11 protein-coding genes are annotated in these 24,131 nt (G+C 68.6%); 1 reads left to right on the top strand and 10 read right to left on the bottom strand.

The features are described 5' to 3' along the window. Positions 1-35: 35 nt before the first annotated feature. The 6 genes from MRBLMI13_RS10785 to MRBLMI13_RS10760 form a co-directional block, all read right to left on the bottom strand. The gene (locus MRBLMI13_RS10785) at positions 36-6,017 is read right to left on the bottom strand and encodes an Ig-like domain-containing protein (protein ID WP_367822430.1); all 5,982 of its coding nucleotides are present in this window, start codon (positions 6,015-6,017) and stop codon (positions 36-38) included. Continuing rightward, on the bottom strand, positions 6,017-7,147 hold the full coding sequence (locus tag MRBLMI13_RS10780) for a serine/threonine-protein kinase (RefSeq protein ID WP_228385641.1): 1,131 nt from the start codon (positions 7,145-7,147) through the stop codon (positions 6,017-6,019). The genes MRBLMI13_RS10785 and MRBLMI13_RS10780 overlap by 1 nt, the downstream gene beginning before the upstream one ends. A 133-nt stretch (positions 7,148-7,280) precedes the next feature. Continuing rightward, complete coding sequence (locus MRBLMI13_RS10775) at positions 7,281-7,847, bottom strand: DNA-3-methyladenine glycosylase I (protein WP_042542223.1); 567 nt, start codon at positions 7,845-7,847, stop codon at positions 7,281-7,283. Positions 7,848-7,932: 85 nt separating this feature from the next. Continuing rightward, a complete protein-coding gene (locus MRBLMI13_RS10770; protein WP_367822427.1) occupies positions 7,933-8,601 on the bottom strand; it encodes a GntR family transcriptional regulator in 669 nt (222 codons plus the stop codon). Between the two features lie 361 nt (positions 8,602-8,962). Continuing rightward, positions 8,963-10,747: a DUF222 domain-containing protein gene (locus tag MRBLMI13_RS10765; protein WP_367822425.1), complete on the bottom strand. Its 1,785-nt coding sequence runs from the start codon at positions 10,745-10,747 to the stop codon at positions 8,963-8,965. A gap of 800 nt (positions 10,748-11,547) precedes the next feature. After that, positions 11,548-12,594: an NAD(P)-dependent alcohol dehydrogenase gene (locus MRBLMI13_RS10760; protein ID WP_367822423.1), complete on the bottom strand. Its 1,047-nt coding sequence runs from the start codon at positions 12,592-12,594 to the stop codon at positions 11,548-11,550. Positions 12,595-12,720: 126 nt separating this feature from the next. On the opposite strand from MRBLMI13_RS10760, the gene MRBLMI13_RS10755 reads away from it, so the two are divergent. Next, complete coding sequence (locus MRBLMI13_RS10755; RefSeq protein ID WP_367822421.1) at positions 12,721-13,749, top strand: hypothetical protein; 1,029 nt, start codon at positions 12,721-12,723, stop codon at positions 13,747-13,749. 93 nt (positions 13,750-13,842) lie between these two features. Here the strand turns inward: MRBLMI13_RS10755 and MRBLMI13_RS10750 are convergent, their stop codons facing one another. The 4 genes from MRBLMI13_RS10750 to MRBLMI13_RS10735 form a co-directional block, all read right to left on the bottom strand. Next, entirely contained in the window at positions 13,843-15,912 is a 2,070-nt protein-coding gene (locus MRBLMI13_RS10750) for an acyl-CoA dehydrogenase (RefSeq protein WP_042537923.1), read from the bottom strand. Positions 15,913-16,062: 150 nt separating this feature from the next. Continuing rightward, positions 16,063-17,304, bottom strand: coding sequence for an HTTM domain-containing protein (locus MRBLMI13_RS10745; RefSeq protein WP_367822418.1), 1,242 nt, complete (start codon positions 17,302-17,304; stop codon positions 16,063-16,065). Next, positions 17,301-18,116, bottom strand: a complete 816-nt coding sequence (locus MRBLMI13_RS10740; RefSeq protein WP_042537925.1) for a DUF5819 family protein — start codon at positions 18,114-18,116, stop codon at positions 17,301-17,303. Before MRBLMI13_RS10740 ends, MRBLMI13_RS10745 begins: the two co-directional genes overlap by 4 nt. Before the next feature lie 74 nt (positions 18,117-18,190). Next, positions 18,191-23,875: a choice-of-anchor G family protein gene (locus tag MRBLMI13_RS10735; RefSeq protein WP_367822416.1), complete on the bottom strand. Its 5,685-nt coding sequence runs from the start codon at positions 23,873-23,875 to the stop codon at positions 18,191-18,193. Between the last annotated feature and the right edge of the window lie 256 nt (positions 23,876-24,131).

The raw sequence follows: 24,131 nt of genomic DNA, 5'->3' as shown, positions 1-24,131 counted from the left end.
GCGGTGGGGAATGGGGACTCAGCATGTGGGTAAGCTCATCCCGCGGGGTCGGTCGGAACGGGCCCGGGCGGTTCGACCGGGTCAGGCTGCTCCGGCTGCGTACACAGCTGGGCGCGATGGGTGATCGACTTGAGCGCAGCGAAGGCTCCCGTCCAGGTGATCTTCACCTCGACCATGGAGACGCCGTCGACGATCCTCGGCGTGAAGGTGCGCTCGTACGAACCGCGCGCCGCGGGGCTGACGGCGAATGCGTCATCCGGGTTCGCGGGCGCGCACTGCTGGAACTGCACGACCACCGTCGTCGGCACGGTCCTCGCCGTGATCTCCACGGGATCCGAGCAGAACTGGGTCAGGACCGAGTGGCACGAGCGCGCGCTGACCGGTAGCGGCGACGCGTCGGAGTTCAGCTCGAAGTTCTCCCGCCACTGCCCGTACATGTTGTACTGCGGGACGAAGCCGTCCTTCGCTCCGATGTCGGGTGCCGATTCCAGGCCATAGGAATAGCGGCCGTCCTGGAACGACGGCTGAGTGGCCACCGTGTAGCTCCTGTTGCCGTTCGGGCTCTCGACGAACGTGAAGGTGAAGACCTGCGTGGTGTTCGACTCGGCCACGCCGAACCCGTTCGAGGCACAGGCCTTGACGTTGTACGTGGAGTACTCGGCGAGTCCGGTGAGTGTGGGGGACGACGACTGTGCCTCTGCACCCGAGATCTGCAGCCGCCCGTTTCCGTCGGCGCTGCAGCTCGCATCGCCCGAGCGCCACGCAAGGTAGACGACGTCGATTCCGAGGGCGCTGCCGTTGGGCTGCGCAGCGACGCCGGAGACGTCGATCGACGTGTTGGAGGTCGCTGTCGCCTGCGTGCCCGCGGGGTCGAAGTAGACGGTTCCCGCAGCCGTCACCGACGTGCGGAAGGCACCGCCCTCATTGCCGCCGTCGCCCGTCGGCGGTTGGAACTGGCTGATCGGCACGATCGTGATGTTCTGCGGGCCGGGAGACAGCGCGATCTCGGCCGATGTCGTCGCGCCGGTGCGGTTGATGACCTGGCCGGTCTCCTCGACGCGGAAGGACAGCGAGTCGTCCGACGCGGCGATCGCGAGTTCGACGATGCCGCGTCCGCGTTCGGTATTTCCTGGGCGGTAGACGGGCGTAGCCGTCGCGTTCGACACCTCGGGGGCGGCATACGCCCAGCTGGTGTGCGGTGACGTGGCCGCGGAGGTTCCGACCGCGTTGACGGCCGCTGCGGTGAAGACATGCGGCGCTCCGTTGACGAGCCCGTTCACCGTGCAGCGGTAGACGCCTCCCGCCGGGCTGCATGACGCGTTCGCCGGGGAGCCGTCCTGCAGGATCGTCACACCGGTGACGCCGGGGTGCGCGCGCCCCGCTTCGCCGAGCGGCACGTCGAGCACCACGGTCGAGCGGGTGAATCCGACGGTCGTGACGCTGGCGGGCGCTTGCGGGAAGCCCTGCAGGTCGAGGGTGAGGGTTCCGGTGCCGGTGCGTCCCTGCGCATCCGACACGATGAACGGGATGATGCACTGGCCGCCGGGCGCCTGCCCTCCGCCGGGCCAGGTCGCAGTGATGGACGTGCTCCCCGAGGTCGAGACCGATGCGACATCGCACCGTGAGCCCCCGCCGAGCGACATCAGTCGGAGCCCGGATCCGGGCTTGCCCGCGAACGGATCGTACTCCCCCGCGACGTCGACGACATCGATCGTGCAGCTCGGGTTCGTGACGATGCACTGCGTCGTGAAGGTCGCGCCCCGCGGCGCATCGGGCGGCGCTGCGCCGACGACCAGGCGGACGGATGCCGACGGCTCACCGTACTGCGGCACCGTGACGCTCACGTTCTCGGTGTTGCCCGGTCTGGCGTCCGCTCGCGCTTCGATGGTCAGTTGAGAATCGGTGCGCGTGACGATGAAGGCCGATCCCGAATACACGATCCGGTACTCGAGCGATCCGGCGTCGCCCTCGCGGCCTCCCTCCCAGGCGGCCATGTTCGAGTACATGTCGACCGTCTCGGTGGTTCCGGGAGCGATCGTGTGCGAGATCGACGACAGCAGCAGCTGAGGCTCCGCAGGGCGGATGCTGATCGGCACATCGATGAACGACCAGCGCTCCTGCCCCTGCAGCCGCACCTGAACGAGGCAGGTGTCGGACCAGGGCGCTTCCCGGCCGGCTCGGTAGGTCACCTCGCCCGAGCCCTCGGCTGAGCACGACGCCGCCGCGCGCTGGGCGCTGAACTGCCCGGAGCCCACCTCGACGGCATCCGAGGCGATCAGGTCGACATAGTCGGCCGCATCGAACGAGACAGACGCGTCCTCGTCGACCACGACGGGGGTGGTGCCGGGCTTCAGCTGCACCTGCATGTCGTCGAAGGCGGGAATGCGCAGGAACCCGTAGGCGACCACGTCTCTGCCTCCCGACCCCTTGCCCTTGAGCTGGAACGGCACCAGCGCGCCGTCTTCCGGCGCCGCGCCCACGATGCGGTCGCCCTGCACCGTGAATCCGGGCTGGTCACCCCACAGACTCAGCGTGAGCGAGGAGGCATCGCCTGACGGCCAGCTCACACGGTCGGTCACGACGTCGACGCCCCGCTCCGGGAGGTCTTCACGGTCGCGCGCGGTGAGCACGGTGTCGGCGACGCTCGGCTGATCGGCGACCGCGCCGTCGGTCACGGTGACCACGATGAGCCCCTGCGACGTGCTCGACGTGCGCGAGGACTTGACGGTGTAGAAGTAGGAGTTCGTGCCTGCCGTGTCTCCCGCCCGGAGAACGACGCGACCGTCTTCGAGCGACGTGTCCGAGTCGATCAGCGCGTTCAGGCGGTCGTACAGCGGGTTGCCCTTGACCGGAGGCGCGTTGGGCACGAGTTCGGTGATCTCGAGCTCGCTCTGCGCCGGGTCGAGATCGTTCAGACGCGGGTCCAGCACGATCGGAGTGGTCGATCCTGCCTCGACCCGCACGTAGTCGCTGAAGGTCACGGGAGCCGCGTCGTCGATGTCGGCGTCGAGCACGCCGACGCGGACCACGCCTGTCCCCTGCTCGCCCTGAGGGTCGCGCACCGTGTAGCGGAACGTCACCTGACCGCCGTCGACGCCGGCCGCCGGTGCCCGGTAGACGATCGCGTCTCCGTCGGCCGAGATCGTCGCCGTGCCATAGCCCTTCTGGGGCTGGTCGATGCCCGCGAGGACCACGCGGTCGCCGTCGCTGTCCATGCCGGTCGCAGGCACCGGCAGCGACACCGTCTGACCGCTGAGGACCCGACCCGTCAGTGTCGAGGGTGTCGGCGCGCGGTTCGTGCCCGGAGGAACGACCGTGACCGTCACGACGCCGTTGTCGGAGAGAGCAGGATTGCGCTCGAGCGACACCGAATACGTGAGGCGGTAGGTGCCCGGCGTCGTGGGTGCGAGGTATCGCAGCGCATTGCGATCGGCGAAGACGAGCTCTCCGGACTCACCTGAGCCGGTCACCTCGGGGAGCACGACCAGGGGTTCACCGCGCGGGGCGACGTCGTTCGCTGCGACGTTGATGCGCGTGAGTGAACCGGCACGGACGGTGATCGCATCGGGGAACACGATCGGGCGGGTGACGGTCGACGGCGGAGTGAGGAAGACCGTGACCGTTCCCTGCACCGCGGCTCCGGTTCCGTCGGCGACCGTCACGGTGGCCTTGCCGATCACCCCGGGCTCGCCGTCCTCCGTGGTGCCGTTGAGGCGGATGCTCTCGTTGCCGACCACACGCACGCCGAGCTGCGGCGTCGAGCTCACGGCATCCGCCAGCATGAGCACTCGCCCACTGGTGTTCTGCACGGCACGGAGCACATCGACGGTCGTGTCTTCGCCTTCGCGCACGAACGCGGTGAGAGGTGCCATCGCGAGGCCTGCGGATCCGTCGACGGCCGTGATGCGGATGACCGCCGACTGCTCCGCCTGGGTCGAGACATCCTGGGCGGTGTAGGTCACGACGTACTGACCGGATTCGGCCACCGTCATCTCGACGGTGCCCGACGCCGCGTTGGGGTTGACCTCGAGGCCCTGAGCGGTCGCGGCGGTCTGCACGGCGTCGACCAGACGATACGAGCCGGATCCTCCGGACAGGTGGTCGGAGATGCGGACCGACTGCAGCTCTCCGACTCGGGCGGTCAGCGCCACGGGCGAGGCGACCAGGGCCGGGCTGCCGGTGACCTGGACATCGAGGGTCTTCTCGGCCGTCGCACCGTGCACATCCTCGACGACGACGGTGACCGAGATCACCGCATCGGCGGCGTTGGGGTCGGTGTGGCGAATGGCCACCCGTCCGTCTGCCATGGGCACGACCATGACGGGCGACGAGGAGTCGGTCTCGTAGGCATCGCTGAGCACGAACGGGTCGCCCTCGGGGTCGACCCAGCCCGACAGCGCCGAGACGACGGTGCTGCCACCGGGAAGAAGCTGCGGTGTCGGCCACTCCTGCTGGCACGCGTCGACCCCGCACCACACGGGCGCGGAGTTGGCGTCCTCGTCGACGACGGTCAGCGTCACTGTCGCCGGCGACGACACGGCGGCACCGTCGGTGACCGCATAGGTGAAGCTGGCCTGCCCCGAACCCGCCGTGACATTGACGACGAGCGACTGCCCGTTGGCGACGAGAGTCAGGTCGCCGAACGCGGGATCGCCGAGTCCACCCGACACCGAGTCGGGGTCGATCGACAGCACGTCCTCCTTGTTCGGATCGTGGTCGTTGAGCAGCACCGGCAGGATCACCTGTTCACCCGCGCGCACGCCGAACGCGTCGTCGACGGCGACGGGCGGCATCTGCTCGGCCACGTCCTCGACGATGATCGTGCCCTCCTGCTGCTCGGTATCGTCTTCGATCGCCCACTGCTCGAGCGGGATGAGGACGCCGTCGGGGGCGGTCCAGATGAGTCCGGTGCCGATCTCGCTCAGCACCGCGCGATCGCCGTTCTCCTGGAACACCGGTTCGATCGTCGAGGAGTCGAGGGCCTCGTCCGGAACGCGGAGCGGAACGGTCTCGCCATCCGCCCACAGGGTTCCCGCACCGGTGTCGAGCCAGGCCGCGTAGGTCTCGCCTGCCACGACGACCGGAGTGGCCGGGACGCCCGACGCCTCCGCGACGCGCTCGGGCTCGCCCGAGGCGAGGTCGACCGACACGAGGCCGTCGGAGTCGGCGATCACCACGACCTCGCCGGAGTCGGCGCCCTCCTGCAGGCGCGCATCTTCGGCGACATCGAGCTCGATCGGCTCGTCGCGCCCCTGGAGCCACAGCTCGCCGGTGCCCGTCTGGAGCATGGCCCAGCGGTCTCCCACGACCGTGACGGTCAGACCCTCGGCGGCATCCGGAGCTGCGGAGACGGACTCGGGATCGCCGAGGAAGCTGTGCTCGTCGATGTCGAACCGCCGGATCGCGCCCTCGTCCGAGGAATAGAGCACCAGCAGTCCTTCGGGCGACAATCCGATCGCATCCGCCGTGTATGTCGGAGGATCTTCGCCCTCTTCGACCTCGACGCCCGCGAACGGGTCGACGAGAGCGGTGGCCGCGCCGGCGTCGAGCGTGGTCACCGACACCTGACCGGTGTCGGTGCGATAGGCCACGTAGGCCCCGGCGGAGAGGATCTCCCGCGTGCCCGCCGGCGTCGGCTCGGAAGCGATCGGCGTGCCCTCCTCCGACGAGTCGGAGAGCAGATCGGCGGGGCTCGCAGGGTCGACGTCCCAGCGCTGCCTGTTGCCCTGCGCATAGACCACAGCCGCGGAGCCGTTCTGCCAGACCGCCTCCGGGTCGTCGACGTTGCGCACCGTGTCGATCTCGGCGAGCTCGGTGTTGACGCGTGCGTACTGACCGCTGTCGCGCATGACCCAGACCGACGACTCGAGCCGGGGCACCTCCTGCGACTGGTAGCCCTGCGCGGTGATGGCGAGGGTGAGCACCACCGCCAGAGCGGCGATGCCGGAGATCGCCGTGATCAGGCGTCCCCGTGATCGGGGGTTCGCCTCCGCACGCGCGCGATCGCCGATCGCCATCACAGAACCCCGGTGAGGTGGAGGGCGCCGAGACCGACTGCGGCGAGCACCGCGGCTCCGATCAGCGCGCCGATGACACCGGCGACGAGTGGGGAGCGGGTCTTCGCACGCGCTGCGGGCAGGTCGTCGCGATCGCGCGGCATCGCCTGCTGCCGTGCGGCACGCTCGGCACGTCGCGAGTCGGGTGCGACCGTCGTGATCACCGGGCCACGGGCCGTGGCGTCCGAGAAGCTGACGGGAGCCGCGGCGGCCCACTCGGCGGATGCCGCCTCGAACGCCGTCGGGTGCAGTCCGAGCTCGTACTGCGCCCAGCGGAGTCGTTCTGCGAAGTCGGCCATGCTCGCGAACCTCTTGGCGGGATCACGGTGCATCGCGGTCGCGAAGATCTCGTCGATGATCGGGGGGATGCCGTCGACGGGCACCGCCGTGTAACGCGCCTTGATGATCCGATCGGTGAGCTGATCGCGTGAATTGGAGCCGCGGTCCGCCCTCTCGAACGGGCTCCTTCCGGCGAGCAGCGTGTACAGGGTGGCGCCGAGGCTCCAGATCTCGCTCGGCACCGACCCGGAGACGCGCTCCTGCAGCACTTCGGGCGAGCTCCACGGCACCGACATCGCGATCGTCTCTCCGTCGCCCTCGTCGATCACGGCTGCGGCGATGCCGAAGTCGGCGAGCACGGGAGCCCCGAGGGAGTTGATGAGCACGTTCGACGGCTTGATGTCGCGATGCAGGAGCCCCGCCCGGTGCACCGTCTCGAGCGCACCGGCGATACGCACCCCGGTGTCGAGCACGTCCGCGAGCGCCAATGGCGCCTTCTTGTAGCGAGCGCTCATGGTGTCGGGGCAGTACTCCATGGCGAAGTACGGACGGCCGTCGGCAGAGATCGACGCCTGATAGATCGTCACGATCGAGGGGTGTGCGCTGAGCCTCGCGGAGATGTCGGCCTCGACGTTGAAGGTGCGCAGCACCTCGCGGTTCACCGCATCCGCCAGCAGCACCTTCACAGCGGCGACGCGGCGCGGCATGTCCTGTTCATACAGGAAGACGTCGGCGAACCCACCGGAGCCCAGCGGGCGCACATAGCTGTACCCCGCCAGCGTCGGCGGTGTCGATGCCATGCGCGTGGCCACCCATGCTCCTCACGGTCGGATGGGAGACCGCGCTCTGCATTCGCCCTGCGCGCTGCGCTGGACGATCCCCCCGATCAACGAGTATATCGAGGGCATGGATGATCTCGAAGGCGGTCTGGGCCGATGCTGCTGGTCAGGCGCGCCAGCATCCCACCACGTGGTCGTCGACCATGCCGGCCGACTGCATCAGGGCGTACATGGTGGTCGGCCCGACGAACCTGAAGCCTCGACGGCGCAGCTCTTTGCTCATCGCCGTCGACTCCGGCGTCACCGCCGGAACATCTGCGAAAGACGCGGGTCGGATGCCGGGCGCCGGCGCGAACGACCACATCAGCTCATCGAGCTCGCCCTCTGCCATCGAGCGGACGATACGCGCGTTGCCGATCGTGGCCTCGATCTTCGCCCGGTTGCGGATGATCCCCGCATCCGCCATGAGGCGCTCCACGTCGGACTCATCGAACTCGGCGACCAGCTCAGGGACGAATCCGGCGAAGACCTCGCGGAAGCGGGGGCGCTTGCGGAGGATGGTGATCCACGAGAGACCCGCCTGGAAACCCTCGAGCGCCATCTTCTCGAACAGCGCCCGGTCGCCATGCAGGGGCGTGCCCCACTCTTCGTCGTGATACCGGCGGTATTCCGGGTCGTCGCCAACCCAGCCGCATCGCTCGCGTCGGTCGGGGCCGGCGATCAGTGACGTCATGTGTCCACGCTAGCCGTCGCCACGGACACCCGGGAGGGATCGCTGCGCCGGCGCTCGCATGCCCTCAGAAGAAGATGTCTGGGGTCTACGGTTGCGGCTGGGCGGCGGTTCGCGCGGTTCCGGATCCGAGCGCGTCGATGAAGGATGCCGAGAACGCGTCGAGTGCTTCAAGGGCCGCGACGGGATCCTGTCGCTCGATGGCGTCGAGGGCGCCCGAGAGGAGGTCGCGGCGCGAGGTGCGATCCGCCTCGAGGTCCACGCCGTGACGACTCGCGGTCTGCGAATCCACGAACAGCCGGAGGGGGTCGATGTGATCGCGGACGATCCTCGTGCCGAGGCGGCCGAGTTCCCGCGAGATGAGGTGTTCGGCGAGTTCGAGGTATCCGAGCAGTTCGCAGGCGCCTTCGGCGAACCGAGGAGCCTGTGCGCGCATCGGCACGGGCGGGCCGCTGCACGTCTTCTCGACGATCAGGCGACCGACGACGTGAGCGCGCTCGACCATGTCGACGGACGACCATTCTGCGACGCGGGTCCCTGCGCTCGGCGACACCTGCACGAATCGCATGTCGACCAGTCTCTGCAGAGCCTCGCGCACCGGGGTGCGCGACACAGCCCAGGCATGGGCGAGCAGGTCGAGACGCAGCCGCTGCCCGGGAGGAAGACGGCCGCTCACGATCTCGGCGAGCAGTCGCTCGTAGGCGAGACCGCTGAGAAGCTGCGGCCTCAGCTGTTCCTCGAGGGAGCCCGTGGGCATGGTCTTGCCTTTCTCATGGTGCCGAACACCGGTGGGGGGGGGATCGTGCCGGATGCGCTGTGACAGTCACCAGCCAACCCGCCGGGCTCGGCTCTAGGACGCCTTGTGACGTCAGATACGAATGTGGAGAGCCGACAACCAGTGGTCGCTGTGCGGCGATCAGTGCTCGGTGCTCGGTGTTCGGTGTTCGGTGTTCGGTGCTCGGTGTTCGGTGCTCGGTATTGGGTGCCACGCAGTGGTGACAGCCACGTGATGGTGAGTGTCACGCGAGGGAGGGTTTCACGTGACGGCGCGCGTCAACCGATGGGTTCCGGGCTCGTGTTCTACCGCTTCTACTCGAAGTTCATCGAGCGAAACGCGCTCAGATGCGAAGTGAGGTGCGGCGCACTCGAGCGGGTGACGGCAGGCTGAGTCGTGGGGTGCGCCAGCGCTGGTCGGGGTCCCACCATGCCGGGCCGCGGACCTGCGGGAGGCCGTCGTTCATCCGGATCTCCCACCCCGAGGTGCCGAGGGAGCGGTGATGCCACCAACACAACGGCACACCGTTATCCGTATGCGTCGGGCCGCCCCTGGCGTGCTCGGTGACATGGTGGATCTCACACCATGATGCGGGGACATGGCATCCGGGGATCAGGCACTCTTTATCGCGGGCGATGATCGCCCGACGTTGATGCACGGTGAAGATCCGATCCGTGGTCGTGATCCCGATGATGCGGCCCTCGTCCATGAGGACACGCTGGATCGCCCCGCTGCATGCGACCTGCGCCGCGACGGAGACGGGAACATGAGCACCGGAACCGGGGATCGTCGCCCACCCACCATTGCCGCGCGCTCCAGACGCGGCGCCTCCGAAGCCGGCACTCCTGAAGACAGCACCCCCGAAGGCAGCACCGGTGGCATGAGCGGCATGGTGGGCGAGGTCGTTGGCGTCGACCGTGACGACGACGACCGGTGATGCCCCACCGAGGGTGGGCATGTCCTTGTGCCGGGCCGCGATCGCCAGCGCTGCGGCGAGAGCGTCGTGACGTTTCTGCGCCGCGGTGCGGTCATCGAGCACAGACCGCGGGTCGGAGTTGAACGGATCGGTCTCCTCCGGATCGCGCCCCCTATCGACGTCAGCGTCGACGCCAGAACCGGCACCAGCACCAGCACCAGCACCAGCACCAGCAGACGAAGAGTCGGCGTCGCGAGAGTCGGGATCCCAAAACTCGGTATAGCGAGAGTCGGTATAGCGAGAGTCGGGATCGTGAGAGTCGGGATCGTGAGAGTCGGGATCGTGAGAGTCGGTACCGCGAGAATCGGCGTCCGAAGAATCGGTGTCCTCACCGGAGCCCCCGCTCGGGGCGAAGAACACCCCCGGCATCGGCGGTCCGTCGCCCTTGGGGTTGAGGATCGCGTCCAGGATGAGCTGCAACTGGGCGGCGGCGTCCGGGGTCAGGTAGCCGCGGATTGCGTGCATGCCGTCCTTCACCCGGCCGATCGTGATCCCCCGACGACGCCGCGCGTCCTCGTCTTTCGGTTCCTCACCATCCGGATCGAACATCGACGCGAGATCCTCCGCCAGAGCCTTCAGATCCTGCACCGTCGGAGACGGACCCGCCGCATGCTCATCCACGTCCGCGTCGTCCCCGGTCGAGTCGTCGCCGGGCCCCGCCTCGAGGCCGTGGCCGCGGGCGCACCCCGCCAACGCAACATCCGCCGCCAACCGCTGATCGACCGTGAGCCGATCCCACACCTTCTCGATCGGACCCGTCGCCGCCAGAAACCCCGCGACCCCGACCACCCCGTCCAACAGCGCGAGCCGCATCTCCGCCCACCGCGCCGGCATCCTCTCCCCCGCCAGACTCATCGGCCGCCGCACCAGATCGACCACCCTGTCGACCCGGATCGCACCCCGCACATCCACACCGACCGTCCGCTGCAGCAGCTCATTCAGCCCCCGGCAGCCCGCCGAATGCGGAAAGTCGCCCGGATCTCCTGTCGCGATCGTCTCCACGATCACCGCCTCGGCACGCCGGAACACCGCCCCCGCACCCTGCAACACCGCGACCCGGTCCGCATCCGACAACCCCGCCAGCGCGTCATCGGACAGCACCGCATCCAGGTCGGCGACGACCCGATCCAAAAGCTCCGCGGTGCTGTTCATACCCCCAGTCAACCGGGGACCACCGACATTCGAGACCCGAAACCGCTCGCTTTTACCCCAGATCAAAGACATATTCCGATCTCCCAATACAGCGCACCGATGCCGCGCACACCACAGCCACGGGAGCGGCGCGAGAGCGAGAAAGAACGGACGGAGAGACACATGGAAATGGACACGGAGACACGACTCGAAGGGAGAGCACCCGGAGGAAGAGAGCACTCCGACGACGAGGAGAGCGCCGGGCAGGCAGCGAATACCCGGCGAGGACGGACCTCCGGAGGGTGAGAGCGCCCTGACGACGGGGAGAGGAGAGCAGAGGAGCAGAGAGGACAGAAGGAAAAGAGAAGCCGGAGGAGAGAGAAGGGAAGACGGAGGAGAGGAAGACGGAGGAGAGGAAGACGGAGAAGAGGAAGACGGAGAAGGGGAAGACGGAGAAGAGGAAGACGGAGAAGAGGAAGACGGAGGAGAGGAAGACGGAGAAGAGGGAAGAGGAAAGGGAAGAGCAGGAGAAGAAGAACAGAGAAGGACAACAGAGAAGAAGAACAGAGACGGACAACAGACAAGGAGAACAGAGACAGAGACGGAGAACAGAGAACGAGAACAGAGAACAGAGAACAGAGAACAGAGAACAGAGAACGAGAACGCGGTAGAAGAGAACCCGGGAACAACACTCTCGGAGCACGCACCCGCGGGATGGAGACCCCCAGAGAAGAAAGCCCCGGGAAGAACACCCCCGGAAAGAACACCCGGAGACAGCGAGAAGCCCCGGGGTGCAACACCCCGGGACTTCTCTCCGACCGTCAGTCCGCGAAGGTCGCGGCGTCGATCACGAAGCGGTAGCGCACATCGGAGGCGAGCACGCGCTCGTAAGCCTCGTTGATCTGCGCGGCCGAGATGACCTCGATCTCGGCCGCGATGCCGTGCTCGGCGCAGAAGTCGAGCATCTCCTGGGTCTCAGCGATGCCGCCGATGTTCGATCCGGCGAGCGATCGCCGTCCGCCGATCAATGACGAGACGTTGACCGAGAGCGGTTCTGCGGGGGCTCCGACGCAGACCATCGACCCACCCACATCCAGCAGACCGAGGTAGGCACGGAGGTCGACGACGGCACTGACTGTGTTGAGGATGACGTCGAACGATCCGCGCAGCGAGCGGAACGTCTCGGGATCGCTCGTCGCGTAGTAGTGGTCTGCCCCGAGGCGAAGCCCGTCGTCCTTCTTGCTGAGGGTCTGCGAGAGCACGGTCACCTCGGCGCCGAGCGCGTGGGCGATCTGCACGCCCATGTGGCCGAGTCCGCCGAGCCCGACGACCGCCACCCGCGTGCCAGGGCCGACGTTCCAGTGCCGCAGCGGGGAGTACGTGGTGATCCCCGCGCAGAGAAGGGGTGCGGCGACGTCGAGCTCGAGGGCGTCGGGGATGCGCACGGCGAACGACTCGGTCACGACGACCTGCTCGGAGTATCCGCCCTGCGTGATGGTCCCGTCGCGATCGACGCTGCCGTAGGTGAAGACAGCGCCGTTGGAGCAGAACTGCTCGTCACCGCGCTGGCAGTTGCGGCACTCTCCGCACGAGTTCACGAGACATCCGACCCCGACGCGGTCTCCCACGGAGTGCTTCGTGACGTCGGCCCCGATGGCGGCGACGGTGCCGGCGATCTCGTGGCCCGGTGCGAGCGGGTAGCTCTGCGGACCCCAGTCACCGCGCACGGTGTGGATGTCGGAGTGGCAGATTCCGGCGAATGCGATGTCGATCAGGATGTCGTTCGGGCCGAGTTCGCGGCGCTCGATGACGGTCTTCTCGAGCGGTGCGGCTTCGCTGGGTGCGGCGTAGGCGTTGACACGGGTCATCTCGGACTCCTCGGGTCGGGTCGGGTGGGCCAGATCGACACTACTCGCGGCGCCCTGTGCGCCACCCCTGTGCGCCACCCCTGTGTGATCGATACGTTGGGGCTACGACTCCGGAGGGGAAGTCCCATGCACCGCTCGACCTTGACCGCTCGACTGATCACCAGCGTGATCTCTCTCGTGCTCACTCCCATCGCCCTGATCCTGCTGTCTGTCGGCGGACAGACCATGATCCTCACGTTCTTCGCGTACGCCGGCGACGGCGACCTCGCGTCGCTGACCGGACCTGTGCTGCTGCAGATCCTCGGTCTCGCGCTGCTCATCCTCGTCGTGCTCACCGGTGTGTGGAGTTCAGCCGGCCTGATCGCCATCGGCATCTTCAGCATCGTGCCGCTGATCGTCGCCGTCTTTCCCGTGACCCTGTCATGGATCTACGGCATCGCACCCAGGGAGTGGGTCGACGGCTTCGTATACGGCCTCCCTCTCGTGGTGCTCGCCGCGCTCGGGGCGATGGGCCTGGTGCTCGCCCTCGTCCGCCGGGATCCTCGACCGAAGGGTGCCGCGCTCGGCGTGGTCGGCCTGATCGTCGCCCCACTGCTGCTCGCTGCGGGCGCCTGGTCGATCACCTGGGGAATCGCCGAGGGTACGCTGTTCGCCCTGCAGCGGTTCGAGTTCGACGTGCGCCCCGGGCCAGGCTTCGCAGTCGTCGCCGGGGCTCTGCTCGTCATCGCCGGTATCACCGTGACCCGCTGGTCGCGGTTCGCACTCGTCGTTCCCGCCCTCGTGCTCCTCGTCGGCAGCATCCTGCTCGTCGTGGCCCGCGATGCCGTGATGCCTGCGCTCTTCGAGCTGCCGCGAGGCATGAACACCGTCGCACCGAGCCTTCTTCTCTACGGCGGAGGAGCCGCGGCCGGACTCATCTATCTGACCTTCACAGCGGTGCTGCTGCGCGTCGTCGCTCACGCGCGATCGGCCGGAGCGCCCGGAGCGCCCGGAGCGCCCGGAGCGACGACACCCGACACCACGGTGCACGCGCAATACCCACACGCGCAATATCCACAGGCGCAGTACCCACCAGCGCCGATGCAGCATCCGTACCCGCCGGTCCCCGGTCAGCAGCCGCCCTCTGCGCCGTACCCGCCGCAGCCCGGGCCGTAACTCACCGAGCCGCCGCACGACGGCGGCTCAGACAGAAGGGAACCGGCCGGAATCCCACGATTCCGGCCGGTTCCGTGCTCTGCGAAAGCCGCGTCAGCGCTTGGCGTTCTTCTTCAGCGTCTTCTCCAGCACAGGTGCATCGCCGGATGCTGCGAGCGCCGCGTAGTACTCGCGGGCCTCGTCCTGGCGCTCTCGCTCAGCACCGGACGCGATGGGCGCTCGGACGTGCTCGGGCTCGTATGCGAACGCATCGACCAGGTCGAGGGCGTATGGGCGAAGCCGGGCGCACAGGCGGTCGATGTACCGCGAGACCGCAGCGGCGCGCTGCGTCGAGAGACGTCCGTTGATGAGGTGCCACGCGAGGTGCTTCTCGATGAGCTGCAGGCCGAAGAGGTCGCGCAGCCAGGTGAGAACCTTCTTCGTGTCAGCGTCATCGACTCGGTGGACGGCATCGGTGAACGCCTCCCACTGCAGCAGCTCGCCGTGTGCGCGGGCCGCCTCGATCAGCTCGGCCTGGTTCTCGTTGAACAGCTTCGCGCCGAGCACCTTGTCCTTGCCCGCAGGGCGCAGACGACCGGCGATGTCGGCGACCATCTGCTGCACGCGCTCGGCGAGCAGCAGGTGCTGCTGCTCTTCGCGCAGGCCGTTCTCGACGGAACGCGAGACCTGCCCGAGGTCGACGACCGACTGGCCGAACTGACGCAGGCCGGCACCGTGGAAGAGCTTGCCCGCGGTCATCCCGACGGCGAACTTGGCCAGAGCCGCAGCATCCTTGCCGGTGAACTGCTTGGCGTAGTCGGTCAGCAGCCGCTTGCCGACGAGCTGAAGCAGCACGTTGTTGTCGCCCTCGAACGTGACGTAGATGTCGAGGTCGGCCCGAAGACCCACGAGGCGGTTCTCGAACATGAAGCCGGCGCCGCCGCAGGCCTCGCGCGCCTCCTGCAGCGTGTCGAGCGCGTGCCAGGTCGACAGCGGCTTGAGTGCCGCGGCCAGGGTCTCGAGATCCTCGCGGTCGTCGGGGGTGTCGGTGCGACCCGAGAACACCCCGTCGAACTTCTGCAGGAACTCGTCGTGCGCGAAGATCTGCGCATACGTCGTCGCAAGCCGCGGGAAGAGGCGTCGCTGGTGCTTGCCGTAGTCGAGGAGCACGACCTCCTGCCCGTCTGCCCCGTCGAACTGACGGCGCTGCGTGGCATATGTGATCGCGATCTTGAGCCCCAGAGCGGATGCCCAGCAGGCCGCGCCGTCGAGCGAGACCCGACCCTGCACGAGCGTGCCGAGCATCGTGAAGAAGCGACGGCCGGGGCTGTCGATCGCGCTCGAGTACGTGCCGTCGACCGCGACGTCGCCGTACTTGTTGAGCAGATTGGTGCGGGGGACGCGCACGTGATCGAAGCTCAGACGGCCGTTGTCGATGCCGTTCAGTCCGCCCTTGAGCCCGTCGTCCTCTCGTCCGATGCCCGGCAGGTCGATGCCGTCATCGCCGCGCAGCGGCACGTAGAAGCAGTGCACCCCGTGGTTGACGCCGTTCGTGATCAGCTGGGCGAACACCGTCGCCGCGACGCCGTGCAGTGCGGCGTTGCCGAGGTACTCCTTCGTCGCGCCGCGGAACGGCGTGTTGATGACGAACTCCTCCGTCGCGGGGTCGTACGTCGCGGTCGTGCCGACTGCGGCGACGTCTGACCCGTGCCCGATCTCGGTCATCGCGAAGGCGCCGGGGATCGAGAGATCCATGACTCCCGGCAGCCACTTCTCGTGGTGCTCGGTCGTGCCCAGCTGCAGGATCGCTGAGCCGAACAGCCCCCATTGCACACCCGATTTGATCTGCAGGCTCGGATCGGCGACGACGAGCTCCTCGAAGCCGGCGATGTTCCCGCCGTTGTTCTCTTCGCCGCCCAGCGACTTCGGGAACGCGCGGTGCACGGCCTTGTTGTCGACGAGCAGGTGCAGCTGGCTGAGCACGCGCTCGCGGTGCTCGTCCTTGCCCAGTTCGTCCTTGCGCCAGAACGCCGAGTCCTTGATCATCTCGCGCGCCTCACGGCGGGTGTCAGCCCACGTGCCCATCAGCAGGTCGGTGACCCGAGCGACGTCGATCCGCAGGTTCGCGTCTGCGTTGTCGGTGTGGGGGCGAGTCGTCTTCGGACGGACGGCGGCGTCGACCATGAGCGTTCCTCTCAGAGGGAAGTAGTGATACGCCCATGGTAGGTGTGCCACAACCAGGAGCGAACTGCTGTGTACGCATCCTCCAACTGCCTGCGGGCACATCGCCCCGACGGATTGTCGTCAGACCACAGTCCGCGCGAGACCGCGACCTCAGGCCTCCACGCCTGACGGCCGGGGCGGGGCCGTCTGCGCCTGCTCCCACCGCCGTCTCGTGCCGGAGCTCAGACGCGCCCAGGTCCGATCACGGATGAAGATCGAGTCGATCGCGATCATCGTGAGCGAGAACCAGGGCAATCCCATCAGCACGCCGATGCCGATGTGGAACGAGAGGATGCCGACGAGGCCGATGAGACGCGTCGGCCGCGTGAGCAGCATCAGTGGGAACGCCACCTGCAGGATGATCGATCCCCAGGTCGCGGCGACGACCATCGGCCCCCACGTCGTGACGAGGTCGCTCAGAACCGGCCACGTGCCGAACCGGGCGGTCTGCAGCGGGTTGTACACCGCGTAGCCCTCTTCCCAGGGCGCACCGCCGGCTTTGTACAGAGCGCCGGAGGCGTAGACGAAGCACACCTGGGCGGTGAGCGCCACGAGGGCCAGATTGTGGAAGACGGTGCCCAGAAGAGCCGGCTGGCTCCCCGGAGCGAACCACTCGCCGTTCTTCGCACGACGTCTGGCGTCGAGCGACCACCGAGCCGCGGGGTCTGCGAAGAACAGCAGCAGCAGGGCGATGCGGAACATGTTGTCGCCCTGGTCTCCCACCATGTCGTTGGCTTCGATGAACCCCACCCAGAGGCAGAAGAACACCGGCAGGACGATCCGGAAGCGCCAGCCCAGCACGAACAGCACGGCCAGCACGCCGAGCAGCAGATAGAGAGCGGTATAGAGGACGTCATTTCCCATCGCCGCATGGAACGCGCTGAAGATCCAGATCTTCGGGAACTCGCTGACGGGTTCGGCGAGCTCGCCGTTCCACGCCGACCCCGAGCCGAACGTATAGAGACGTGTGCCGAAGTTCGACGCGAGCAGGCCGATCGCCGTGATGCCGAAGAGGATGCGGGTGACCGCCAGGCCGTAGAGGGCCTTCTTGCCGTTGAAGAGCCAGTCCCCCACGAACGCAGAGATCCGGTCGATCGCCGAGAGGACCATCGACCACAGCCCGCCGATCATCGACGCGACGAAGCTCAGCAGACGTGTCACGAAGGAACGGGGCGGCTGCAGCTGCGGCTGTGGTGTCGGAGAGGGAGAAGGAGCAGGCGAGACCGACGGAGCAGGCGCCGGAGGTGCGGATGCCGGCGCCGGCGCTGTCACCGTCGAGCGGGAGGTCTGACCCCCGGCATCCTTCTTCTTCTTCGCGTCTCCCTTGGGCGCGGTCCTGATCGGCGCGCTCACGGCTGGATCCTCTCGAACTGGGCACGGAAGGTGTCGGCGAAGTTCTCGCGACTCTGCCCCTCCTCTTCTATAGGCAGCCGCCACCCGGTGGTCGAGAACGTGGGATCGGGGCGCTGCGCGCTCGGATCGTTCCGGTCGGCATAGGGGACGACGTTCTGGCGACTCACGCGGTACTGGACCTGGACGACTGCATCGGCACCCCAGATCGCATAGGCCACCTGAGTGGCATAGGCGGTCGACAGGTGCTCCTCGGCCATGTACGCCTCGGTCGACGGCTTCTCGCCCTCGAGCTCATCGAAGGAGCGCACCATCCACTCCTCCCAGCCCTCCTCGGTGAAGTCGAGTCCCACGACGGCCTTCTGATCGTCGTCCAGCTTGTTGAACGCGTTCATCTGGCCGCTCGCGACCTCACTCGACTGGATGCCGGCGCGAGGCGGGAACAGGTTGTAGCGGATCATCGAGAGCTCGACGTCGGTGGCGCTCACCCAGCCGGTCTCGATCTCCTGGCCGTCCTTCTCTATGACGGCGCGGACGTTGAAGTGGTAGTCGCCGTTGATCGGCTCGGGAGCGAAGACGCTCCACGACTGACCGAACATGGGCAGCATGTACCCGGCGAGTACCTCCTGAGTGGGGATCTCTCGCAGTGCCGAATACGGTGCGATCCAGAGGAACGACGCACCCACATGCCACAGGGTCAGCAGACAGGCGGCGAATGCGATGAGCTTCACCCACCAGGTCGGGCGCGGTCGCGGGGCGGCCACGGCAGTCGCCGCATCCTGCACTTCCGGTGAGGTCTCAGTCATCGTGCTCATCCACATCCTTCTCACCGCTGCAGGTCGGGGCCGCCGCAGCGACGGCCCCGACCTCTCAGCGTTCCTGCACTGCGTTACTCCGTCTGGGCGAGCGGCCGTCGGGAACGCGCGACCCTCGTCATCCCGAGCCCGAGCATCAGCAGCAGCGCCGCCAGCGCGATCCACCCGCCCTGGATCTCACCACCGGTGGTGGCGAGGCCGGACGCCACGACCTGGAACGAGGCCGAGACGCTGCCGGAGGTCGCTCCGGTCAGGGTCACTGCATGGGTTCCGAGGTCGGTGCCGGACGGAATGGTCCAGGTGAAGGTGACCGTGCCCTGCGCATCGGCGACCTTGGTCCCCAGTGCGATCGGCTCGGAGGTCATCACTCCGGTGACGGACTCGCCGGGCTTGAACCCGGTGCCGACCGCCGTCTGCTTCTCGCCGCGCTCGAGAACCGGGTTCTCGATCGTGATGGCGATCTTGCCCGTCGGGTCTGCATCAGCATCCGCATCAGCAGAGGCCGAGGCCTCAGCCGTCGGATCCGCCGCCGCAGACGCGTCTGCCGTGGCGGAGACGTCCGCCGCAGCCGACGCGGACGCCGTGGCCGACGACGAGGCGTTGGCAGCCGCGGCCGCCGACGCGTTCGGGTCGGCACCGGCCGAGGCCGAGGCGTCAGCCGCACTCGTCGAGGTCGCGTCGTTCTGCGCCGTCGCCTGAGCCGCCGCAGCAGCAGCGGCAGACGCGTTGGCGTCCGTGGTAGCCGTGGTCGAGGCATCCGTGGATGCGTCGTCCGTGGCCGCCGCCGACGCCGCCGCATCAGCCGTCACGTCAGCCGCCGCCGAAGCCGAGCTCGTCGCGTCGGCCAGCGCCGCAGCGACCGCCGCCGCCTGCGCCGCAGCGTTGCTGTCGTCATCCGCCTGCGCGGATGCCGCAGCGGATGCCGAGGCGTTGGTGTCGGCCTCCGCCGTCGGATCCGCCGCCGCAGACGCGTCAGCCGAGGCGGAGGCATCAGCCGCAGCCGTCGCAGAGGCCGTGGCCGACGAGGTGGCGTTGGCAGCCGCGGCCGCCGACGCGTTCGGGTCGGCATCGGCCGAGGCCGAGGCGTCAGCCGCACTCGTCGACGTCGCGTCGTTCTGCGCCGCCGCCTGAGCCGCCGCAGCAGCAGCGGCAGACGCGTTGGCGTCCGTGGTGGCCGTGGTCGAGGCATCCGTGGATGCGTCGTCCGTGGCCGCCGCCGAAGCCGCCGCATCAGCCGTCACGTCAGCCGCCGCCGAAGCCGAGCTCGTGGCGTCGGCCAGCGCCGCAGCGACCGCCGCCGCCTGCGCCGCAGCGTTGCTGTCGTCATCCGCCTGCGCGGATGCCGCCGCAGATGCCGAGGCGTTGGTGTCGGCCTCCGCCGTCGGATCCGCCGCCGCAGACGCGTCAGCCGTGGCGACCGCGTCGGAGGAGGCATCGGTCGAAGCACTGGCGATCGCCGCCGCGCTCGCGTTCGATGCCGCGCTCGTCGAAGCGTCCGCCGTGGCCGAGGCCTCAGCCGCGGTGTCCGTCGTCGCGTCGGCCAGCGCCGCGGCCTGAGCCGCGATCGCCGATCCGGCGTTCGCCTCCGAGGTCGCGTCGGCCGTCGCGGCCGTCGACGACGTCGCCGTCGCCGTCGCCGTCGCCGTCGCCGCCGATTCCGCCGCAGCCTCGGCTGCCGGGTCAGCCGCAGCCGATCCCTCCGCAGTGGCGTCCGCGAAGGCCGCAGCCTGTGCGGATGCTTCAGCGATCGCATCGGTCGAGGCGTCGGCGTTCGCCGAAGCGGATGCCGAAGCCGCCGCGTTCGTGTTCGCCGAGGCCTCAGAAGAGGCGTCGGTCGACGAGTCGGTCGTCGCCGCCGCTTCGGAAGAGGCCGCCGAGTTCGACTCCGCCGCCGTCGAGGCATCCGCGTTCACGTCATCCGACGCGTCGGCCTGGGCCGCCGCCTGTGCGGCCACCGCAGCAGAGGCGTTGGCCGTCGAGGTGACATCGGTGGTCGCGGTCGACGATGCGTCGGGCGTCGCCGCAGCATCTGCCGCGGAGGTGGCGTCGGACGTCGCCGCTGCCGATGCCGCCGACGTCGCGTCGGCGAGAGCGGCGGCCTCGGCCGCTGCCTGTGCCGACGGGTCGCCGTCTGCGGTGGCGTCAGCCGACGCCGACGCCGATGCGGCGGCGTTGGTGTTGACGTCACCCGGGTCGCCCGCGGTCACCTCGGTGGTGTCCGTGTCGCTGAACGCACCGGATGTCGCGGTGAGCAGGTAGCCCGCAGCGGGTTCGGCATCACCCGGGACCGGATAGTTCTCCGTGAACGCACCGAACTCGTCGGTGGTCGCGGTCACGGGACCTCCGACGTCCGCTCCCCCACCGGGTGCGGTGAGCTGCAGCGACACCGTGGAGTTCACGGGCCAGCCGGAGCCGGTGACGGCGAGGTTGGTGCCGGCCGGAACCGATGCGGCCGCGTCGACGACGACAGGAGCCGCCGTCACCTCGGTCGTGTCGGTCGCCGTCTGGGCACCCGCGCTCGCGGTGACCGTGTAGCCCGTGCCTGCGGGGGTTCCCGCCGGCACCGGATAGTCGATCGCGAAGCCGCCGAGAGCGCCGGTCGTCACCGTCTGCGGTGTGCCGATGAGCGCGCCGCCCGGGGCCGTCAGCTGCACGGTGACCTCGGTATCGGCCGGCCAGTCGGCGCCGGAGACGGCGAGGTCGGTGCCCGCCTCGACGGTTGCCGCCGCGTCGACGGTCGCCGCCGCGGTCACAGCCGTCGTGTCCGTCGCCGTCTGGGCGCCGACCGTCGCGGTGACCGTGTAGCCCGCACCCGGAGCCGCCGAAGCGGGAACCGGGTAGTCCAGCGTGAACCCGCCGGACGCATCGGTGGTGACCGTCGCAGGAGCGCCGACGGTCGTTCCGCCACCCGGTGCCGTCAGCACCACCGAGACCTCGGTGTTCGCAGGCCAGCCGGTGCCGGTGACGGGAAGGCTCGTGCCTGCCTGCACCGTCGCCGCGGCATCGACCGCTGCAGCAGCGGTCACCTCGGTCGTGTCGGTCGCCGTCTGTGCGCCCACGGTCGCGGTGACCGTGTAGCCCGTGCCCGGTGTGGCCGATGCGGGAACCGGGTAGTTCAGCGTGAACCCGCCGTCTCCGTCGGTCGTGACCGTCTCAGGACCGCCGACGTCAGCGCCATCGGGGTCGGTGAGCTGCACCTCGATGACGGTGTTCGCCGGCCAGTTGGCACCGGTGAGGGGAAGGCTAGTGCCTGCCTGCACCGTCGCCGGGGCGTCGACCACAGCAGCGGCCGTCACCTCGGTCGTGTCGATCGCCGTGTCGGTTCCGTCGGTCGCGGTGACCGTGTACGCCGTTCCCGGCACCGCCGAGGCGGGCACCGGATATGCGAGGGTGAACTCGCCGTCGCCGTTCGTGGTGACCGTTTCAGGGCCACCGACATCCGCGCCTCCGCCAGGGGCGGTCAGCTGCACCGAGATCTCGGTGTTCGCCGGCCAGTTGGCGCCGGAGACGGCGAGATCGGTCCCGGCCTGAACGACCGCGGCCGCATCGATCGACGCGACCGGAGCATTCGTGACCTCGGTCGTGTCCGTCGCCGTCTGCGTGCCGGCCGTCGCGGTGACGGTGTAGCCGGTTCCGGCAGGGGTGCCGTCCGGCACCGGGTAATCGAAGGTGAACGCGCCAGACGGGTCGGTGGTGACGAGCTCGGGGCCGCCGACGTTAGCGCCGCCACCGGGCGCGGTCAGCTGCAGCGAGATCTGGGTGCTTCCCGGCCAGTTCGTTCCCGAGATGCCGAGGTTCGTGCCGTCCTGCACTGCAGGTGCGGCGTCGATCGCGGCAGCGGCCGTGACCTCGGTCGTGTCCGTCGCGGTGCTGGTGCCGTCGGTGGCCGTCACGATGTATCCGGTGCCGGGCGCCGTCGACGCGGGGATGAAGACGCCCCCGGTGAGATTGCCCGACGCATCGGTCGTCAGGGTCACGGGGTCATTGACCGGCGTGCCCCCTGCGCTCGTGACCTGCACCGAGACATCGGTGTTCGCCGGCCAGCCGGAGCCGGTGACAGGAAGGCTCGTGCCCGCCTGAACAGTGTCGGCCGCGTCGATCGCGGCGACGGCGGCGACCGCCGCCTTCACCGTCGACGATGCGAAGTCGAGTTCGACTCCTCCGCCCACGGCCGGCAGCAGATCGATCGCGAGTGCTCGCACGGTGAAGCTGTCACCCGGGATGTCTCCGGGCTCTGACTGCTCGTTGATCGTGATGGTCGCGACCTGCGACAGAACGCCCTGCAGCACGGGGTCGAGCGTCGCGAGCACAGGGCCGGTCACCGCAGCGAGGGCCGGCTGGACGAGCGGGATGACGCTGGTCAGTGCCGTATTCACCAGCGGTCCGGTCGTCGTGGCGACCGCCGTCGTGACAGCGCTCACCACCGGATTCAGCAGCAACCCGATGTTGAGTCCCGCGAGGGAGATGTCGGTGGTGACGGCGGGCACCGGTGTGGCCGTGCCCGCGAACTGGGCGAGGCTGCCGGCGACCGTCACGTCGCCTGACAGCAGGTCGAGACCGGTGAGCGGGTTGGTGAGATCCACCCCGACCGTGACCGTCACTGCGAGCGAGTCCAGCGTGGAGTCGAGGATCGTGGAGACCTTGCCGTTGAGGCTGTTCGGATGCGTTCCGGTGAGCGCCGAGGTGACGCCCTGCTGGATCGCTGCGATCGTGGCTCCGGACAGCACCGGGGTGTTCGCCGGGAGCGAGTTGAGATCGGCGCCGGCGCCCGTCTCGACGAGGATCTGGGCGAGATCGACAGAGATCGTCCCGTCCGTCAGATCGACGAGCACCGAGCCGGTGGTGTTCTCGAGCGGCTCGGTGAGCAGCTCGGCGACGACGGTGGCGCCGACCGTGTCGATACCGGCGATCTCGACCGTCCCTCCCGTCGCCTCGAAGGCGGCGACGAGGGGCACGTCCGGAATCGCGTTGATCGTGTTCACGAGCGTCGTGACGAGACCCGTGAGTGCTCCACCGGGACCGGTGAGGTCGCTCACGGGGGTCACCGTGCCCTGGATGGCCGAGCCCAGTGTGGTCGCGAGACCCGCGACCAGGTTGCTGTGCAGATCGAGGTTCAGGCCCGCGACGCGGTACTCCGAGGCGGCCACGCCCGTGGTCGACTCGGCTCGCGATGCGAGGGCTCCGATGCCGATCGACGCCTCGTCGAGCACCGCATCGGTGAGACCGGCGACGTTCAGCTGGTCGAAGAGGTCTGTCAGCTCGAGAGTTCCCGGGTTCACGCTTCCGTCGATGGCCCCGGCGTCGATCGCACCACCGGAGGTGATGGCGCCCGCCGATGCGATCGACTGCGTCTGAGTCGGCGAGGAGCTGAAGCTCTGCGCGCCTCCCAGATCGCCGAGCTGCAGCAGTCCGGGCGTCGTGCCGTCGGTCAGCAGCGGCACGTTGAGCGTGCCGACGTCGATGCTGAGCGCCTCGAGCAGATCCAGATCGAGACCGCCGAGCTCCGGCCCCGCCGCGGCGGGGTTGCTGGTGATCGTGTGACCGAGCGCGGCGACGTCGAGTCCGCCGAGCAGATCGGCGGGCAACTGGACGATCTGCCCCTGCGCTACCGACGGATCGTTCGGATTCGCGTCGTCGAGCGCGTTCGCCGCTGTCGGCACCAACGCACCCGCGAGGACCACCGCTCCGACGGTGACGCCGGCGATGCCTCCCCCGATCGCTCTGCGTCGCCGCAGAGTCTTCCCCTCGATGATTCTCATTCGCCTCTCCCGTGATGCAGATGTTCCGCGTCACAAGGCCCTCCCCAGGCGTCGACAGGTGTCGACCGAGCGCATGTCCAGACAGTATTGCGGGATTTCGAATGTTAAGTCCAGCGAACGTCCAGACTTCATTCGCTCAACGTCATAAGACGAGACGTTTGTGCACGTCCGAACGCAACCGATCGGCAGGTTGATCGCGCCCCTCACGTTTCGACGGACGAAAGGTCATCCCGACAGCACGCAGCCGCGAGCCCTC

It is taken from the genome of Microbacterium sp. LMI13-1-1.1, assembly GCF_040815625.1.
GTDB classification, from domain to species: domain Bacteria; phylum Actinomycetota; class Actinomycetes; order Actinomycetales; family Microbacteriaceae; genus Microbacterium; species Microbacterium forte.
This window is presented reverse-complemented; position numbering and strand designations above follow the sequence as displayed.

Excerpts from the sequence above, each read along its gene's own strand:
- MRBLMI13_RS10770 (WP_367822427.1), bottom strand. The coding sequence starts at position 8,601 with ATGCCCACGGGCTCCCTCGAGGAACAGCTGAGGCCGCAGCTTCTCAGC.
- MRBLMI13_RS10760 (WP_367822423.1), bottom strand. The coding sequence starts at position 12,594 with ATGACCCGTGTCAACGCCTACGCCGCACCCAGCGAAGCCGCACCGCTC.
- MRBLMI13_RS10735 (WP_367822416.1), bottom strand. The coding sequence starts at position 23,875 with ATGAGAATCATCGAGGGGAAGACTCTGCGGCGACGCAGAGCGATCGGG.
- MRBLMI13_RS10755 (WP_367822421.1), top strand. The coding sequence starts at position 12,721 with ATGCACCGCTCGACCTTGACCGCTCGACTGATCACCAGCGTGATCTCT.
- MRBLMI13_RS10785 (WP_367822430.1), bottom strand. The coding sequence starts at position 6,017 with ATGGCGATCGGCGATCGCGCGCGTGCGGAGGCGAACCCCCGATCACGG.
- MRBLMI13_RS10740 (WP_042537925.1), bottom strand. The coding sequence starts at position 18,116 with ATGAGCACGATGACTGAGACCTCACCGGAAGTGCAGGATGCGGCGACT.
- MRBLMI13_RS10750 (WP_042537923.1), bottom strand. The coding sequence starts at position 15,912 with ATGGTCGACGCCGCCGTCCGTCCGAAGACGACTCGCCCCCACACCGAC.
- MRBLMI13_RS10765 (WP_367822425.1), bottom strand. The coding sequence starts at position 10,747 with ATGAACAGCACCGCGGAGCTTTTGGATCGGGTCGTCGCCGACCTGGAT.
- MRBLMI13_RS10775 (WP_042542223.1), bottom strand. The coding sequence starts at position 7,847 with ATGACGTCACTGATCGCCGGCCCCGACCGACGCGAGCGATGCGGCTGG.